Below are 16126 nucleotides of genomic sequence, written 5' to 3'. Positions count from 1 at the left end.
TCAGTCCCCGTCGGGCAGGGCGAGGTTCAGCGCCCACGAGACGACGGAGATGATCAGGCCGCCCAGGACGGCCGTCCAGAAGCCCTCCACGTGGAAGCTGAGGTCGAGCTTGTCGGCCAGCCACGAGGTGAGCAGCAGCATCAGGGCGTTGACGACCAGCGTGATCAGGCCGAGCGTCAGGATGAACAGCGGGAAGGTCAGCACCTTCACGACCGGCTTGACCAGGAAGTTCACCAGACCGAAGAGCAGGGCGACGATCAGCAGGGTGCCGATCTTCTTGCCCGTGCTGTCACCGGTCAGGGTGATCTTGTCCAGCAGCCAGACCGCGACCGCCAGGGCGCCCGCGTTGGCGATCGTCTTGACTACGAAAATCTTCATGTGTCTGATCGTTCCAGAGAGATCGACGGCCTACACGGGCCATGAGCGGGACGAGGGCGATGAAGGCATTCCGGCTGGACGAACTGGAGGCGGAACGAGCCGCCAACGACGGCGCCTACCTGCAATTTCTGCGCGAGCGGAACATGTCGGTCGGTCTGTACGCGCTCGACGCCGGCAGCCACGATCCACAGAACCCGCACAACCAGGACGAGGTCTACTTCGTGGTGAGCGGGCGCGCGTCGATCACCGTCGGTATGGAGACCACCGAGGTGGCGCGCGGCAGCGTGGTCTACGTGCCCGCGGGGGTCGCCCACAAGTTCCACCACATCAGCGAGGACCTGAGGGTGCTCGTGGTGTTCTCCCCGCCGGAGGGCTGACCTCGGGCGATGGCCGAAAGGCTGAGGCGCGGGGCCGCGTCTCCACCTCGCAGCGGATGCCGGAACTCCCGCTTCCCCTAGGGGACGGGTCAGGGGAGGACAAGGGGTGCGAGGCCCCCGCGGGGGCACCTCGGGGATCTAGCATCGAAGCAGGACATCCGAACAGGGCCGGTGGCCGAAAGGGCCGCCGGCCGGCGCACAGATGGAGACAAGGGCGATGCGAGAGATCTTCGCGGGACTGCCGTGGTGGGTGAAGTGGGTGGCGGTGCCGGTCATCGCCCTCGTCGTGTTCGGCGGGCTGATAGCGAGCGTCGTCGGTTTCGTGATCGGGCTGCTGTTCAAGGTGCTGGTCTTCGTCGCCCTCGTCGGCGGACTGGTCTACGTCGTACGGAAGTTCACGTCGAGCTCCTCCTCCCGCGGCGACTGGTGACGGCGGAGGGGCCGTACGGGGCACCGGTGAGCGGTAACAGGGAGCGCCGGTTCCCTCGGGCGGGGGAAGTTTCCCGCGCAGCGCGGTGGTGGCCCGTTTCGGGCCGTTAGAGTCCGGAACTCGACGCGGGGACGACCCCGCACGGACCACCCTCGCGCTTCGGAAGTGCCCCTTGGCCACGGCTGACACCTCCCCGGCGGAACAGGGCGCACCCCCCGCCCGCCCGTCCGCCCCGCACCCCCCGCGACCGCGCGCCGCCCCGGCGGCCGTTCCCGAACAACCGCATCCCACGACCACCCTCATCGGCTCCGTCCAGCGCGCCATGCGCCTCCTGGAGAGCGTCGCGGGACACGCGTACGGCGCCCCCGCCAAACAACTGGCCCGGGAGACCGGCCTCGCCCTCCCCACCGCCTACCACCTGCTGCGCACCCTCGTCCACGAGGGCTATCTCCGGCGGGACAAGGGCCTGTTCTTCCTCGGCGAGGCTGCCGAGCGGCTGGCCTCGGCCGGAGCCGCGCAGAAACGTCGCAGCACGATCGTCGACACGCTCGCGCAGTGGCGGGACACGATCGGGGCGCCCGTCTACTACGCCGTCTACCAGAACGGCGAGATCGAGACGCGGTACGTCGCCGACACCCCCGAGTCCCCCGCCGTCGAGCAGTGGGCCGACTTCCGGGAGACCGGGCACGCGCACGCGATCGGGCAGTGCCTGCTGTCCCAGCTGGACGAGGGGGCCCGCCGTGACCACCTCGACCGGTATCCGGCGCGGACCCTCACGCCGTACACCGTCCGCGACGGGCACAGTCTGCTGCGCCGGCTCGCCGGGGCGCGGCGGGCGGAGGCGGTGACCGAGCGGCAGGAGTATCTGCTGGGCACGGTCTGCGCGGCGGTGCCGATCACGCTGGGGGCGACGGTGGCGACGGTCGCGATCTCGTTGCCGGTGCGTCAGGCCGAGCGGCTGCTGCCGGCCGTACGGAAGCTTGAGCGGGAGGTCGGGCGGGCGGTGGGGGCGCTCGCGCTCTCTATCAGCATCTGAAAAATCACTGCTTGTGATCCATTGTGTACGTTCAGCAAGATTCGTTACAGGGTCACAGGTACATTCCCGGCCAGTCGACGGCACAGACGGGGTAAGGCGATGCGCGAGTCCGTACAGACAGTTCAGGCAGAGGTCATGATGAGTTTCCTCGTCTCCGAGGAGCTCTCGTTCCGTATCCCGGTGGAGCTGGCATACGAGTCGTACGACCCGTATGCCGTCCGGCTCACCTTCCATCTGCCCGGGGACGCGCCCGTGACCTGGACGTTCGGGCGCGAGCTGCTGATCGACGGGGTCGGGCGGCCGTGCGGTGAGGGCGACGTCCGGGTGGCTCCCGCCGAGCACGAGTCCCTCGGCGAGGTGCTGATCCGCCTTCAGGTCGGCGCCGACCAGGCGGTCTTCCGCTCCTCCGCCGCTCCCCTCATCGCCTTCCTCGACCGCACGGACCGCGTCGTCCCCCTCGGCCAGGAAGCCTCCTTCGCCGACTTCGACGCGCATCTCGACGAGGCGCTGGACCGGATTCTGGCGGAGGAGCAGAGCGCGGGGTGAGGGTGGCTGCGCCGCTCGGACGGGGAAACGCTTCAGCGCGTTCGGATCAGTGCAGGAACGGTTCTGCGAGGGTGGGGGCGTTGGCTGGTGGGGGGCGAGGTTGGGCTTGGGCGCGGGGCCGGCGGGTTTTGGGGTGGGCGTCGGCTTCGCGGGCTTCGGGGCTCGGCGTGTGGTGGCCGCTTCTTCGGCGGTGCCTGGGATGAGCGGGTGTGGCGGGGGGAGCTGGCCGATGGCTTTCCGGGCCGGGGTTGGGGGTTTGCGGGTCGGCCGGGGTGGGGTGGGGTGGAGGTTCTCCGGGTTTCCGGCTCCCCGGGTCTCAGGGGCGGCCGGACTGGATGCACTGGTCGGGTGACGGAAGCTTCTGGTTCGGTGGGACCGGGTGGCCCCTCCATCCGTTTCCGGCCTCCTGGGTTACCGGGTTTCCGGGAGCTTCTGAAGGCTCGTCAGGGCCCCTGCACCTGCCCCGGCCTCCGCCGCGCTGCTCGGCGTTCTTGCTGCACGCCTCGCATGCTGCACGCCCTGCACGGCCCCGCACGCCTGCACGGCCCCGCACGCCTGCCCAGCCCGCACGCCTGTCCAGCCCGCAGCGGGCTCAGTGCTTGCGGCGGCGGCCTCGGCCTCCCCGCGCCGGTGCCGCAGCCGGAGTCAGGTCCGGGGCCGGGGTCGACGGTGCTGACGGCGGGGCCGACTTGGTGTCCGGGCGGTCCGCCGAGACGACCAGGGCCGCGAGGGCTGTCGTGACCGGGACCGAGGCGACGAGGCCGATGGAGCCGACGAGGGTACGGACGATCTCCTCGGCGACCAGTTCGCTGTTGGCGACCGCGCCGACGCTGCTCTGGGCGATGGAGAAGAGCAGGAGGAGCGGGAGCGCGGCGCCCGCGTAGGCGAGGACGAGCGTGTTGACGACGGACGCGATGTGGTCGCGGCCGATCCGGATGCCCGCCCGGTACAGCCCGCGCCAGCCCATCGTCGGGTTCGCCTCGTGCAGCTCCCACACCGCCGAGGTCTGGGTGACCGTCACGTCGTCCAGGACACCGAGCGAGCCGATGATGATGCCGGCCAGCAGCAGACCGCTCATGTCGATCGACGGGTACAGCCCGTGGATCAGACCGGTGTTGTCGTCGGTGTTGCCGGTGAGTGCGGCCCAGCTGTTGAACAGGGAGCCCAGGACGCCGATCAGCAGCAGCGAGATCAGCGTGCCGAGCACGGCGACCGAGGTTCTCGCGGAGAGTCCGTGACACAGATAGAGCGCGATCAGCATGATGGCGCTCGCTCCGACCACTGCCACGACCAGCGGGTTCGAGCCCTGGAGGATGGCGGGCAGGACGAAGAAGTTCAGGAGGAGGAAGCTGATCGCCAGCGCGACCAGCGCCATGACGCCCCGCAGCCGGCCGACGATCACCACGGCGAGCGCGAAGATCCCGGCGAGCAGGGCCATCGGGAAGCGCCGGTTGACGTCGGCCACCGAGTACTGGAGGTCCTTCGGCGCGGACGGCTCGTAGGCGACGACGACCTTCTGGTCCAGCTTCAACTGCCGTGACTGGTCGGGCTGGATGATCTCCGTGAACGTACGGCCCTTGTCATTGCCGGTGTCGACCCGGATCGTCGCCCGCTTGCAGGTGCCGTTCGCCTGCTGCACCGCCGAGGAGCCCTCGGCCGTGGAAGTGTCACCGGTCGGCGGCACGCCCCCGGCGTTGACGGACGCGCAGCTCAGCTTCTCGACCTTGGTGACCGTCGCCTGCTGTGTCTGCCGGTCGAACCCGACGCCGGTCCGCTCGTGCGGCGGGGCGCCGCCGGGCCACAGCACCGCGAGCCCCACGACCACGGCCGCGGCGAAGGGGATCAGGATCGCGCCGATGACCTTGCGGAGGTGCCGGGAGACGGGGGCGGCGGGGCCGTGACTGTGGCTGTGCGAGTGGCCGCCGCCATGGCCACCGCCGTGCGAGTCGCCGTGCCCTCCGCCGGGGGGTGTGCCGTGGGGGGCGTGGTGGGGTTCGCCGTGGGGCGGGTGGGCGTGGGAGTGCCCGCCGTGAGCCTGCCCGCCGGACTCGGGGCCCGCGCTGTGACCGGCGCCGCCCCCGTGAACGTGGGCCTCGCGCCCCGGAACCCGCGGGACAGGACCACTGTCGTGCACGGACGCCTGCGGCACGGGACCGCTGTCGTGCAGAGGTACTTGAGGGACGGGACCGCTGTCGTGGAGGGGCACCCGGGGCACGGGACCGCTCTCGTACGGCGGCACTTGAGGCGCGGGACCCCTCCCGGGCCCACCCACCCGAGGTACGGGACCGCTGTCGTGCATGGAGACCCTCGGGACCGGGCCGCTCTCGTACACAGGGCGTCGTACCTGCGGAGTCGGACCGGTGTCCTCAGGTCGCCGGACGGGGCCGACGCCGTACCCGGGGCTCTGCACCTGGCGGGGAGCGCCGCCGTTGCCGGGGCCCTGGGGCGGGTTGGGGGCGCCCGCGTTGCCGGGACCCTGCTCCTCCGTACGGCGGAACTCCTGGCCGGGCTCGTTCCGGAGCAGTGGTCCCCGGCGCTGGAGCGAGCTGAGCCGGGCGCGGGGGTGGACACCACCGGGCACACCACCGTCGTGAACGGCGCCTTGCCCTCCGTACTCGCCCTGCCCCTCGTACCCGCCCGCCGCGCCGAAATCGCGCGTGTCGTCCGGGACTTGGCCGGGCCCGGAGTCGGGACCGCTTCCCGTGCCGGGCCGGCGGTGCGGCTCGGACGGAGGGGGGAACGGAGAGCGGGGTGGTGTGGTCACCGACCGATCATCGCAAGAACGACAGAGGCCCACTGTTCACCGCGCCACAAATACCGCTAGCGTGGAGGCACCTTTTGCACACGCGGGAGCTCGGAGCACCGGGCTGAGAGGGCGCTGACCTTCGTCTTCGCGGTGTTTCACGTGAAACGTCACCGGGATCGAGTGATGTTTCACATGAAACATCGGCAGACGGAAGCCGCTGCGTCGACCGCTGAACCTGTTACCGGGTAATGCCGGCGTAGGGAGTAGGTCTCATGACCATCAAGGACGCACGCACGCCTGCCTCCAGCCAGGACGAGCGGTCCGATCACGGCACGCCCCCCGCAGAGGCTGTGAAGTCCGCGGAGGCAGGCAAGTCCGTCGGCTGGCACAAGGCGTACGTCGAGGGCTCGCGCCCCGATCTGCGCGTGCCGGTCCGTCAGGTGCATCTCACCAACGGGCAGTCGGTCACCCTGTACGACACCTCGGGCCCGTACACCGACCCGTCCGCGCAGACCGACGTCCGCCGGGGGCTCGCCCCGCTGCGGGACAACTGGATCGTCGCCCGGGGCGACACCGAGGAGTACGCGGGTCGTCCGGTCCGCCCCGAGGACGACGGGATCAAGCACACCTCTCCGCGCGGTGGCCTGCGCAATCTCGACGCGGTCTTCCCGGGCCGCCCCCGGCTCCCGCGCCGCAGCCGGGACGGGCGGCCGGTCACGCAACTGGCGTACGCGCGCAGGGGCGAGGTCACCCCGGAGATGGAGTTCGTGGCGCTGCGGGAGAACGTCTCCCCGGAGGTCGTCCGCGAGGAGATCGCGGCGGGGCGGGCCGTGCTGCCCGCGAACGTCAACCACCCGGAGATCGAGCCGATGATCATCGGCAAGCGGTTCCTGGTGAAGGTCAACGCGAACATCGGCAACTCGGCGGTGACGTCCTCCATCGAGGAGGAGGTCGAGAAGATGACCTGGGCGACCCGCTGGGGCGCCGACACGGTCATGGACCTCTCCACCGGCCGCAACATCCACACCACCCGCGAGTGGGTGCTGCGCAACTCCCCCGTCCCCATCGGCACGGTGCCGCTGTACCAGGCGCTGGAGAAGGTCGACGGGCGGGCCGAGGAGCTGACCTGGGAGATCTACAAGGACACGGTGATCGAGCAGGCCGAGCAGGGCGTGGACTACATGACGGTCCACGCGGGCGTGCGTCTCGCGTACGTGCCGCTCACCGCGAACCGCAAGACCGGCATCGTCTCGCGCGGCGGCTCGATCATGGCGGCCTGGTGCCTCGCGCACCACCGGGAGTCGTTCCTGTACGAGAACTTCGAGGAACTCTGCGAGATCCTCGCCGCCTACGACGTCACCTACTCGCTGGGCGACGGACTGCGGCCGGGCTCGATCGCGGACGCCAACGACGAGGCGCAGTTCGCCGAGCTGAGGACGCTCGGGGAACTCAACCGGATCGCGAAGCGTCACGACGTCCAGACGATGATCGAGGGCCCGGGGCACGTCCCGATGCACAAGATCAAGGAGAACATCGACCTCCAGCAGGAGATCTGCGACGAGGCCCCGTTCTACACGCTCGGCCCCCTGACGACGGACGTCGCCCCGGCGTACGACCACATCACCTCCGGTATCGGCGCCGCGATGATCGCCTGGTGGGGCACGGCGATGCTCTGCTACGTCACGCCGAAGGAACACCTCGGCCTGCCCAACCGCGACGACGTCAAGACCGGCGTCATCACCTACAAGATCGCCGCCCACGCGGCCGACCTCGCCAAGGGCCACCCCGGCGCCCAGGACTGGGACGACGCCCTCTCCGACGCCCGCTTCGAGTTCCGCTGGGAGGACCAGTTCAACCTGGCCCTCGACCCGGTGACGGCCCGCGAGTTCCACGACGAGACCCTCCCGGCCGAGCCCGCCAAGACCGCGCACTTCTGCTCGATGTGCGGTCCGAAGTTCTGCTCGATGAAGATCAGCCAGGACATCCGCCGTGAACACGGCGGCAGTCGTGCGGAGATCGAGGACGGGATGGCGCAGAAGTCGAAGGAGTTCGCGGCGGCGGGGAACCGGGTGTATCTGCCGATCGCGGACTGAGTGGACTGAGCGGGGTGGGTGCGGTGTCCGTCGTGGGGGAGGCGGGCACCGTTGCTCAGCTGGGGAAATGCGTGGGTACGGGGTCATTGTCAGTGGTGGGGGCTACGGTATTGGCATAGGTGTTCGACCGGCCCGTGGCCGGGTGTGTGGGACGGGGGTCGGTGTCGTGGGCAAGGTGTTCGTGTCGTACGCGGTGGGGTGGGATCTCGGGGCGCGGGCCGCTGTGGGGCCGCTCTCGCGGGCCGGGGCGGAGGCGCGGGACGCCGCGGGGGAGCCGTATGTGATGGTGTATCGGGTTCCGGGGCGGCGGGAGCCCGTGGAGGTGCATCTCGTGGCCTGGGGTGACTCCTACGTCGGGATGTGGGCGTACGACGAGCAGGGCAGGCGCAGGGCCGAGGTGGACTGGCGGCTGCTGGAGCCGGAGCGGGTGTTCCTGCGCCACCTCGGCGCCTGGCTGTACGACTCCCCGGAGCAGCCGGAGTTCGCCGCCGGTGTCACCCGCGTCCGCCACGACCTCTACCCCGACGGCAAGGGCCGCAAGGTCGTCGATCGGGCGGACGGCGGGTCCACGCACACCCGCCCGGACATCGCCGAGGCCGACCGGTGGCTGTCCAGAGGGGCGTTGGGGGTGCGGGGAGACGGCTGGCTGCTGCTCGCCGGAGAGGAGCACGGCGTACGGGAGACGCTGGACGCGGAGGAACCGGCCGAGGCCGACACCACGGCTCCGGCCGCGGACGGCCTCGTGGTCACGCCGTGGCTGCCGCCCCGCCCCGCCGAACCGGATCACCTGACCGAGCTGTTCACCCCGGGGACGCGGCTCTCCACCGACACCGAGCCGGAGATGACGGTCCTTGAGCCGAGGGAGATCGCCGGACTGCGGCTCCCCAGCGGGCGGCTGGTCGTCGCGGACCCCCTGGCCGACGGGCGGGAACTGGCCGAGACGTTCGCCCCGGGTGTCTACCCGGTGCAGGAGGCGGTCGTCGCCTACGAATACGAATTCATGGGCGCGCATGTCGAGACGGAGGACTCCGTCGCCGTACGTCTTCTGCTGAGCGACGAGCCCGTGGTCGGCTGGGAGCAGGCGCTCAGCGTGCGGGACGACGTCCGGCTGCTCAGGGACGACGAGTGCTTCGGGTACGGCACGGACACCGCGTCGGGCGCCTTCGCGGACGCGTCCGGCTGGCGGACGCACGTCGGTCAGATCAAGGAGTACTACGCCCCGGACGGCCGCGAGGTCCCCGTGGACTTCGTTCAGGACGGCTTCCTGCGCAGCGTCGACGAGGCGACCGGCGGCGACCTGATCTGCTTCGGGACGGGCGGCGACGGGGTGTATCCCGTCTGGCTGGGCCGGTCGGCGTCCGGAGAAGTGGCCTGTTTCGTGGTCGTCACCAGCTACCTGATCGACCTTCAGGTGCTGTGAGGCGGGCCCCGGAAAACCCCCGGTCCGCGCCCCGAGGGGGACACGGACCGGGAGCAGGATGCGGAGCGAAGGGGGTGTGGGTGGAGAGGTGGTCAGTCAGGGGCGTTGTCCGGGCCGCCGAAGTCCGGGCTCGTGTAGTCCGGACTGGAGAAGCTCGGGCGGTGCCCCGGAGCGGGGCCGTCGTCGGGGCTGGTGAACCCGGGACGGTCGTATCCGATCTTGGGCAGGCGGCCGGTCGACGAGGACGGCGGGGGCGTCCGGGGGACCGTGGCCGGCGGGTCCGTGTCCTGCTTGGCGAGGGCATCGCTGAAGTACGGCAGGAAGCCGCGCTCCAGCAGGGCGGCCCGCCAGGCTTCTCTGGCCCGCGCGACCTCCTCCGCCTGCTCGTTGTACGGCCCGGCCGCCACCGCGGGCCGGTTGCGCAGGGCCGTGAGCAGCAGGCCGAAGGTCGCGACCAGGATCGCCAGGGCCGTGACGACCCCGAACACCCAGCCCGCCGTGACCAGCGCCTCGGCGAACGCCGGGGCCGGGTCGAGCGCCTTGAGGAGGTAGCCGACGAGCAGGAAGATCACCGCGGCCGTCCCGGCGAGGACGGGCGTGAGCACGGCGGCGACGGCGACGGCCCCCGCCCCGGCGGGCTCGACGGCGGCCTCTCCGAGACCGGTCATCCCCAGACCGGCGACCGGCTCCCCGGACTCCGGATCGCGGGACGCGTGCGGCGCCGGATGGCGCAGCTCCTCACGGACCTTCGTGTAGTGCTGGTACTCGGTCGCCGCCGCGGCCGTGATGAACGCGGTGGCGCCCAGCGCCATGGTGCGCAGCTGTTCCGGGTTGAGACGCCGGCCGATACCGGCCAGTTCCGGGTGGTGTGGGGCGGAGCGCAGCGCCTCGTCGAGGACCCGCTCGTACTCCTGGCGGTCCTCACTGTTCAGGTGCTGCGGAACGCTGTTCATGTGCATCCCCCGATGCTCCGTAGGGCTTGGGGCTCGCATGCCAACGAGCCGTCGGGCAGAAACGGAGGGGAGCCTGCTACGGATAAGCCGATGGTAGAGCGGCGACGGCTCAAGGTGACAGGGGGTTTGCGGAAATTGGACCCGGGCCGGTGCCGAGGGCGATCAGTCCTCCATACCGGTCGCCTGCCCGCTGAGCAGTCGATTATCCATGGGCAACTGCTGGACCAGCAGTTTTCCGGCCATGGTCACTCCGCCGTCCATCGCGATGGCCAGTCCGTCCGCGTAGACGTGCGGTCCCTCGACGTTCGGACCCGACTGGTCCTCGCCGTCCTCGGAGCCGACTTCGCCCAGCAGATAGGGGATCGGGCTGTGTCCGTGAACGATCCGGGTGCCCCCGTACGTATCGAGCAGGGAGCGGACGGCGTCGGCGCCGCCCTCGTCGCGGAAGGAGAAGCGCTTGGTGAACTTGCGGAAGATGTCCCACACCTCGTCCGCGTCGTTGCGCGTGATCGTCTCGCGGACGGTGTCGTTGACGGCCTCGATCGAGTCGCCGTAGTCGAGATAGGCGGTCGTGTCGGAATGGACGAGCAGGAAGCCGTCGACCTCCTCGACGGCGTCGAGGCGGGACATCCACTGGAGGTGGTGGTCCTGGAGGCGGTCCATGTCGGACTTCTGGCCGCCGTTGAGGAGCCAGGCCGCCTGGAAGGTCGCGGTGCCGGCCCCGGAGTTGACGGGGGTGTCGCCGAACCGCTTCGCGCCGAGCAGGAGGAGTTCGTGATTGCCCATCAGGGCCTTGCAGTAGCCGCCCGCCGCGGCGGCCTCCGCCGACAGCCGCATGACCAGGTCGATCACGCCGACGCCGTCCGGGCCGCGGTCGGTGAAGTCGCCGAGGAACCACAGCCGCGCGTTGCCGGCGGACCACTGCCCGGCCGCGTCGACGAGGCCCTGTTCCTGGAGCGCTGCGAGGAGTTCGTCGAGATAGCCGTGCACGTCGCCGACCACGAACAGCGGTCCGGGACCGTCCGTCGGCCGCTCCGCCACGGGCTCCACGGTCGGCAGCCTGAGCGTGTCGCCCCGGTTGATGACGGGCAGGTCGCGCTGGGTCGGCGTGTACCCCTCGGGGTACGGCTGCTCGTCGGCCGGTACGGCGTCGCCGGGATGCCCGCCGTCGTCGTACGGACCGGTCTCATGGACGTACGCGGGCACCCGGAAGTCGCGCAACGTCGCCGTCCGTTCCGCTTCGGGTCCCTGACCGGCCCCCTGAGTCATCAGACCCCTCCACCATCGCGCCGCATCTGCACCGCTTCGGACTGCCTGGTCGCAGCGGCCCGCGGTGTCGTGGGCCCATCATAGGAATGCGGATCGCGCCGTGTGATGACCCAGGGGTGGTGAATCGGCTTCGGCCCGCGCCCGGGAGGGGTATTCGCCCCGATTGGGCCGTGCTTGGCCGCTGAGCCGTCGGCTCTCGCCGCCCCGCTTCGCACCCTGCGCACACCTCACGCACACCGCCCGGCGGCTCCCGCCCCAGGGGTACCGCCGCCGAGGGAGGCGGGCGAGGGGGCTTCGGCGGGCGGGCGCGATACCCACGGAGACCGCGCGGGAATCCGTACGGCCGGACGCCCCCGAGAGTTCCGGAACGCGGGGCGACCTGCCCGGCCGGGAGCGTGCGGCCGGGTGTCTCGCGGGTTCCGGCCCGGAGGGAGCCGCGTGAGCCCCGGCCGCGTGCCCCCGGACCCGGAGGAAACCCTTGCCCCCTGTCCCCGGGCCCCTGCCGCGCCCCCGGCAGCCTCTCCGGGGGACCCGTACGGGTCCCCCGGAGCACCCCCCTACTTCCCCTCAGGCGTGCGCGGCGGGCTCACCGTCGTACGCGGCGGCCGGCGCTGAGAGGACGTCCGGATGATCAGTTCGGTCGGTATCACCTGCTCGACCGGCTGATCCGAGTCGACTCCCTCGATGGCGTCGATGAGGAGCTGGACGACCGCCGTGCCGATCCGGCGCGGCTTGAGGGAGAGCGTCGTGATCGGCGGCTCGGTGCTCGCGTAGACCGTGGACTCGCTACAGCACACCAGCAGGAGGTCTTCCGGCACCCGCAGGCCGTAGCGGCGGGCGGCGGCGAGCAGATCCGTGCCGTTCGGGTCGAAGAGTCCGTACACCGCGTCCGGCCGGTCGGGCCTGGCCAGCAGCCGGTCCGCGGCGACGGCGCCCGCGCACGGGTCGTGGGCCGGGTACGCCTCGTAGACCGGGTCCTGCCCCACCCGCTCGCACCAGTGCAGGTACGCGGTGGTCGACAGGTGGGTGTACGTGTCGGTCGTGGTCCCCGTGAGCAGCCCGATCCGGCGCGCTCCGGCGTCGGCGAGATGGTCGAGGATGTCGAGCACGGCGGCCTCGTGGTCGTTGTCGACCCACGCGGTGACCGGCAGCGGACCGGACGGCTTCCCGTCGGAGACGACGGGTAAACCCTGCCGGACGAGCTCGCCGACCACCGGGTCCTGGTCGGACGGGTCGATGACGACCGTGCCGTCCAGGGCGACGTTCGACCACACGTCGTGGCGCGAGGTCGCCGGGAGGATGACGAGCGCGTAGCCGCGGGCGAGCGCGGCGGAGGTGGCGGCTCTGGCCATCTCCGCGAAGTACGCGAACTCGGTGAAGGTGAAAGGTTCATCCCCGTACGTGGTGACGGTCAGTCCGATCAGTCCGGACTTGCCCGTACGGAGCGTGCGGGCCGCGGCCGACGGGCGGTAGCCCAGCCGGTCGGCGACCTCGCGGACGTGGCGTCGGGTGGCATCAGGGAGCCTGCCCTTGCCGTTCAGGGCGTCGGAAACGGTCGTGATCGATACTCCGGCGGCGGCGGCCACGTCCCTGATGCCCGCTCGGCCCGGCCGGCTGCCTCGGCGTGAGGTTTCCGCGCGGCTCACCTGGTGCTTCCCTGCTGCTGTCATGGCGTGCCGATAGTAGGGCTCTTGAGGTGGGGTAGGGCGGACGCATATGCACGCGTTGACAGGCACGTTTCTGCAAGGTCAAGAGGGGTCAAGTACATGAGAAACAAAGTCAGTTGAGCGTTTCGATGGCACTACGTGTGGTGTCGGCGCGGATGAGCCTGGCGACGCACCGATGTCTCGAAGAGGTCTCAACTCACCTGGACGAGGGATGCGCGCCACGGCGCGTGCCACCAGCGCGTAGATATATGTACAGCGCGCCCCCTGTTTCGTGGCCCTTCGTACGCTGTTGCCCCTGATGCACGTGTGACGAACCCGGACCGAGCGGGTGGGGTCCGGCGCTGACGTGAGCGGGCCGAATCCTCATAAGGTGAGGAGAATTGAATCCCGTCGCTGGTCACGAGGAGGAGTGCGGTGAGCGAGACGAGCCCCAAGCTGCGGGTCGAGCTGGAGGGTATCCCCACCTACAAGCCGGGCAGGCCGGCCGCGGAGGGCGGTCCTGTGGCCTTCAAGCTCTCCTCCAACGAGAACCCCTACCCGCCGCTGCCCGGGGTGATGGAGAGCGTCACGGCCGCCGCCGCCTCGTTCAACCGCTACCCCGACATGGCGTGCACGGCGCTGATGCAGGAGCTGGCCGACCGCTTCGGCGTCCCCGTCTCCCACCTCGCCACCGGCACCGGCTCCGTCGGCGTCGCCCAGCAGCTCCTCCAGGCCACCTCGGGCCCCGGAGACGAGGTCATCTACGCCTGGCGCTCCTTCGAGGCGTACCCGATCATCACGCAGATCAGCGGCGCGACCTCCGTCCAGGTCCCGCTCACCCCGGGCGACGTCCACGACCTCGACGCGATGTACGACGCGATCACCGAGCGGACCCGGCTGATCTTCGTCTGCAACCCCAACAACCCCACGGGTACGGCTGTCCGGCGGGCCGAGCTGGAGCGGTTCCTGGACCGGGTGCCGGGCGACGTCCTGGTCGTCCTCGACGAGGCGTACCGCGAGTTCGTCCGCGATCTCGACGTCCCCGACGGTGTCGAGCTGTACCGCGACCGGCCGAACGTCTGTGTCCTGCGCACGTTCTCCAAGGCGTACGGCCTCGCGGGCCTGCGGGTCGGCTTCGCGATCGCCCACGAGCCCGTCGCCGCCGCCCTGCGCAAGACGGCGGTGCCGTTCGGCGTCACGCAGCTCGCCCAGGACGCGGCCGTGGCCTCCCTGCGCGCCGAGGACGAACTCCTGGGCCGGGTCGGCTCCCTGGTCTCCGAGCGCACCCGCGTGGTGGCCGCGCTGCGGACGCAGGGCTGGTCCGTCCCCGACAGCCAGGCCAACTTCGTCTGGCTGGGGCTGGGGGAGCGGACGGCGGAGTTCGCCGCCGCGTGCGAGCGGGCCGGGGTCGTCGTGCGGCCGTTCCCGGAGGGCGCGCGGGTGACGATCGGGGAGACCGAGGCGAACGACATCTTCCTGAAGGTGACCGAGGGGTTCGTCAAGGCGGGCTGAGCCCCCTTCGAGGGTGCGCGATCGTACCTGCCGGGGGGTCTGTGACCCATCAGACCCCCCCTCCCGTCAAGTCTCGAACAGCCATGCGCCATAATTGCTTGTGAATGTGAACGCGTTCACAAGCGTGTCCCGGTTGCTCCACTGTTGTGTGTGACATAAGGGGCAAACTGCCGCAGTACCACGGCATGTAAGGAGACCGACGACGTGGAAATGGCCCTGGCGCCAGAGACACTGGCGCGTTGGCAGTTCGGTATCACCACCGTCTACCACTTCCTCTTCGTCCCCCTGACGATCTCCCTCGCGGCGCTCACCGCGGGCCTGGAGACCGCCTGGGTGCGGACCGGCAAGGAGAAGTACCTCAGAGCGACGAAGTTCTGGGGCAAGCTCTTCCTGATCAACATCGCGATGGGCGTCGTCACCGGCATCGTGCAGGAGTTCCAGTTCGGCATGAACTGGTCCGACTACTCGCGCTTCGTCGGCGACGTCTTCGGCGCCCCCCTCGCCTTCGAGGCCCTGATCGCCTTCTTCTTCGAGTCCACCTTCATCGGCCTGTGGATCTTCGGCTGGGACAAGCTCCCGAAGAAGATCCACGTCGCCTGCATGTGGATGGTCTCGATCGGCACGATCCTGTCGGCCTACTTCATCCTCGCCGCCAACTCCTGGATGCAGCACCCCGTCGGCTACCGGATCAACGAGGCCAAGGGCCGCGCCGAACTGACCGACTTCTGGCTGGTTCTGACCCAGAACACCGCGCTCAGCCAGGCGTTCCACACCCTCACGGCCGCGTTCCTCACCGGTGGCGCGTTCATGGTCGGCATCTCCGCGTTCCACCTGGTCCGCAGGCGGCACATCGTCGAGATGAGGACGACCCTGCGCCTCGGGCTCATCACCGTCGTTGTCGCCGGTCTGCTCACCGCGATCAGCGGCGACACCCTCGGCAAGGTCATGTTCAAGCAGCAGCCGATGAAGATGGCCGCCGCCGAGGCCCTGTGGGACGGCGAGGCCCCCGCCCCGTTCTCCGTCTTCGCCTACGGGGACGTCGAGAAGGGCCACAACAAGGTCGCCATAGAGATCCCTGGCCTGCTGTCCTTCCTCGCGAACGACGACTTCAGCTCGTACGTCCCCGGGATCAACGACGTCAACAAGGCCGAGCAGGAGAAGTTCGGCCCCGGCGACTACCGCCCCAACATCCCGGTCGCCTACTGGGGCTTCCGCTGGATGATCGGCTTCGGCATGACCTCCCTCACGATCGGCATGATCGGCCTCTGGCTGACCCGCAAGAAGTTCATGCTCCCCGAACACCTGCGCACCGGTGAGGACGAGGTGCCGAACCTGGTCCTCTTCCGCAAGAAGGCCCTCGGCCCCCAGCTCACCACCTGGTACTGGCGCTTCGCGATCTGGACCCTGGCCTTCCCACTGATCGCCAACTCCTGGGGCTGGATCTTCACCGAGATGGGCCGTCAGCCCTGGGTCGTCTACGGCCTCTTCCAGACCCGCGACGCGGTCTCCCCCGGTGTCTCCCAGGCCGAGGTCCTCACCTCGATGATCGCCTTCACCACGCTGTACGCGATCCTCGCCGTCGTCGAGGTCAAGCTGCTCGCCAAGTACGTGAAGGCCGGCCCGCCGGAGCTGACCGAGGCCGACCTCAACCCGCCCACGAAGATCGGCGGCGAGGCGCGCGACGCCGACAAGCCGATGGCCTTCTCGTACTAGGCAGAGG

At 70.2% G+C, this 16126-nt stretch carries 13 protein-coding genes and 1 riboswitch; of the genes, 8 read left to right on the top strand and 5 right to left on the bottom strand.

Annotation, left to right across the window (positions count from 1 at the left end):
- A complete protein-coding gene (locus ABZX85_RS39025) occupies positions 1 to 378 on the bottom strand; it encodes a phage holin family protein (RefSeq protein WP_355880059.1) in 378 nt (125 codons plus the stop codon).
- A gap of 59 nt (positions 379 to 437) precedes the next feature.
- Here ABZX85_RS39025 and ABZX85_RS39020 point away from each other — a divergent pair, with 59 nt between their 5' ends.
- The 4 genes from ABZX85_RS39020 to ABZX85_RS39005 all read left to right on the top strand — a co-directional run bounded on the left by ABZX85_RS39020 (position 438) and on the right by ABZX85_RS39005 (position 2767).
- Positions 438 to 755 carry a cupin domain-containing protein gene (locus tag ABZX85_RS39020; RefSeq protein ID WP_355880179.1) on the top strand — a complete coding sequence of 106 codons (318 nt, stop codon included), beginning with the start codon at positions 438 to 440 and terminating at the stop codon, positions 753 to 755.
- Between the two features lie 217 nt (positions 756 to 972).
- The gene (locus ABZX85_RS39015) at positions 973 to 1185 is read left to right on the top strand and encodes a DUF5326 family protein (RefSeq protein ID WP_190199285.1); all 213 of its coding nucleotides are present in this window, start codon (positions 973 to 975) and stop codon (positions 1183 to 1185) included.
- 172 nt (positions 1186 to 1357) lie between these two features.
- Positions 1358 to 2221 (top strand): IclR family transcriptional regulator C-terminal domain-containing protein, encoded by an 864-nt coding sequence (locus ABZX85_RS39010; RefSeq protein WP_355880055.1) that lies wholly within the window; start codon positions 1358 to 1360, stop codon positions 2219 to 2221.
- Positions 2222 to 2320: 99 nt separating this feature from the next.
- Positions 2321 to 2767 carry an SsgA family sporulation/cell division regulator gene (locus ABZX85_RS39005; RefSeq protein WP_355880053.1) on the top strand — a complete coding sequence of 149 codons (447 nt, stop codon included), beginning with the start codon at positions 2321 to 2323 and terminating at the stop codon, positions 2765 to 2767.
- A gap of 592 nt (positions 2768 to 3359) precedes the next feature.
- Here ABZX85_RS39005 and ABZX85_RS39000 read toward each other — a convergent pair.
- Positions 3360 to 4982 carry a YibE/F family protein gene (locus tag ABZX85_RS39000; RefSeq protein ID WP_355880050.1) on the bottom strand — a complete coding sequence of 541 codons (1623 nt, stop codon included), beginning with the start codon at positions 4980 to 4982 and terminating at the stop codon, positions 3360 to 3362.
- A gap of 621 nt (positions 4983 to 5603) precedes the next feature.
- Positions 5604 to 5793, top strand: a riboswitch (TPP riboswitch).
- Here ABZX85_RS39000 and thiC point away from each other — a divergent pair.
- Positions 5786 to 7606 (top strand): phosphomethylpyrimidine synthase ThiC, encoded by a 1821-nt coding sequence (gene thiC, locus ABZX85_RS38995; RefSeq protein WP_355880047.1) that lies wholly within the window; start codon positions 5786 to 5788, stop codon positions 7604 to 7606. It overlaps the preceding riboswitch by 8 nt.
- A gap of 166 nt (positions 7607 to 7772) precedes the next feature.
- Positions 7773 to 9026 carry a DUF4241 domain-containing protein gene (locus tag ABZX85_RS38990; RefSeq protein ID WP_355880044.1) on the top strand — a complete coding sequence of 418 codons (1254 nt, stop codon included), beginning with the start codon at positions 7773 to 7775 and terminating at the stop codon, positions 9024 to 9026.
- A 92-nt stretch (positions 9027 to 9118) separates the two neighbouring features.
- Here the strand turns inward: ABZX85_RS38990 and ABZX85_RS38985 are convergent, their stop codons facing one another.
- The 3 genes from ABZX85_RS38985 to ABZX85_RS38975 all read right to left on the bottom strand — a co-directional run bounded on the left by ABZX85_RS38985 (position 9119) and on the right by ABZX85_RS38975 (position 12918).
- Complete coding sequence (locus ABZX85_RS38985; protein ID WP_355880039.1) at positions 9119 to 9985, bottom strand: hypothetical protein; 867 nt, start codon at positions 9983 to 9985, stop codon at positions 9119 to 9121.
- Positions 9986 to 10141: 156 nt separating this feature from the next.
- Positions 10142 to 11248, bottom strand: coding sequence for a metallophosphoesterase (locus ABZX85_RS38980; RefSeq protein ID WP_355880037.1), 1107 nt, complete (start codon positions 11246 to 11248; stop codon positions 10142 to 10144).
- 557 nt (positions 11249 to 11805) lie between these two features.
- The gene (locus ABZX85_RS38975) at positions 11806 to 12918 is read right to left on the bottom strand and encodes a LacI family DNA-binding transcriptional regulator (RefSeq protein WP_355880034.1); all 1113 of its coding nucleotides are present in this window, start codon (positions 12916 to 12918) and stop codon (positions 11806 to 11808) included.
- 411 nt (positions 12919 to 13329) lie between these two features.
- Here ABZX85_RS38975 and hisC point away from each other — a divergent pair, with 411 nt between their 5' ends.
- Positions 13330 to 14406, top strand: a complete 1077-nt coding sequence (gene hisC, locus ABZX85_RS38970; RefSeq protein ID WP_355880031.1) for a histidinol-phosphate transaminase — start codon at positions 13330 to 13332, stop codon at positions 14404 to 14406.
- Between the two features lie 204 nt (positions 14407 to 14610).
- Positions 14611 to 16119: a cytochrome ubiquinol oxidase subunit I gene (locus ABZX85_RS38965; RefSeq protein ID WP_355880028.1), complete on the top strand. Its 1509-nt coding sequence runs from the start codon at positions 14611 to 14613 to the stop codon at positions 16117 to 16119.
- The last annotated feature ends 7 nt before the right edge of the window (positions 16120 to 16126 follow it).

The sequence above is a fragment of the Streptomyces sp. NPDC004539 genome (genome assembly GCF_040610055.1).
In the GTDB taxonomy this organism is placed as follows: Bacteria; Actinomycetota; Actinomycetes; order Streptomycetales; family Streptomycetaceae; genus Streptomyces.
Note: the sequence above shows the minus strand (reverse complement) of the source record. Positions and strands in the feature narration are given on the sequence as shown.

What these genes read in the sequence shown, in the direction of transcription:
- ABZX85_RS39025 (WP_355880059.1), bottom strand. Translation starts at nt 378, where the DNA reads ATGAAGATTTTCGTAGTCAAGACGATCGCCAACGCGGGCGCCCTGGCG.
- ABZX85_RS39020 (WP_355880179.1), top strand. Translation starts at nt 438, where the DNA reads ATGAAGGCATTCCGGCTGGACGAACTGGAGGCGGAACGAGCCGCCAAC.
- ABZX85_RS39015 (WP_190199285.1), top strand. Translation starts at nt 973, where the DNA reads ATGCGAGAGATCTTCGCGGGACTGCCGTGGTGGGTGAAGTGGGTGGCG.
- ABZX85_RS39005 (WP_355880053.1), top strand. Translation starts at nt 2,321, where the DNA reads ATGCGCGAGTCCGTACAGACAGTTCAGGCAGAGGTCATGATGAGTTTC.
- thiC (WP_355880047.1), top strand. Translation starts at nt 5,786, where the DNA reads ATGACCATCAAGGACGCACGCACGCCTGCCTCCAGCCAGGACGAGCGG.
- ABZX85_RS38985 (WP_355880039.1), bottom strand. Translation starts at nt 9,985, where the DNA reads ATGCACATGAACAGCGTTCCGCAGCACCTGAACAGTGAGGACCGCCAG.
- ABZX85_RS38980 (WP_355880037.1), bottom strand. Translation starts at nt 11,248, where the DNA reads ATGACTCAGGGGGCCGGTCAGGGACCCGAAGCGGAACGGACGGCGACG.
- ABZX85_RS38975 (WP_355880034.1), bottom strand. Translation starts at nt 12,918, where the DNA reads ATGACAGCAGCAGGGAAGCACCAGGTGAGCCGCGCGGAAACCTCACGC.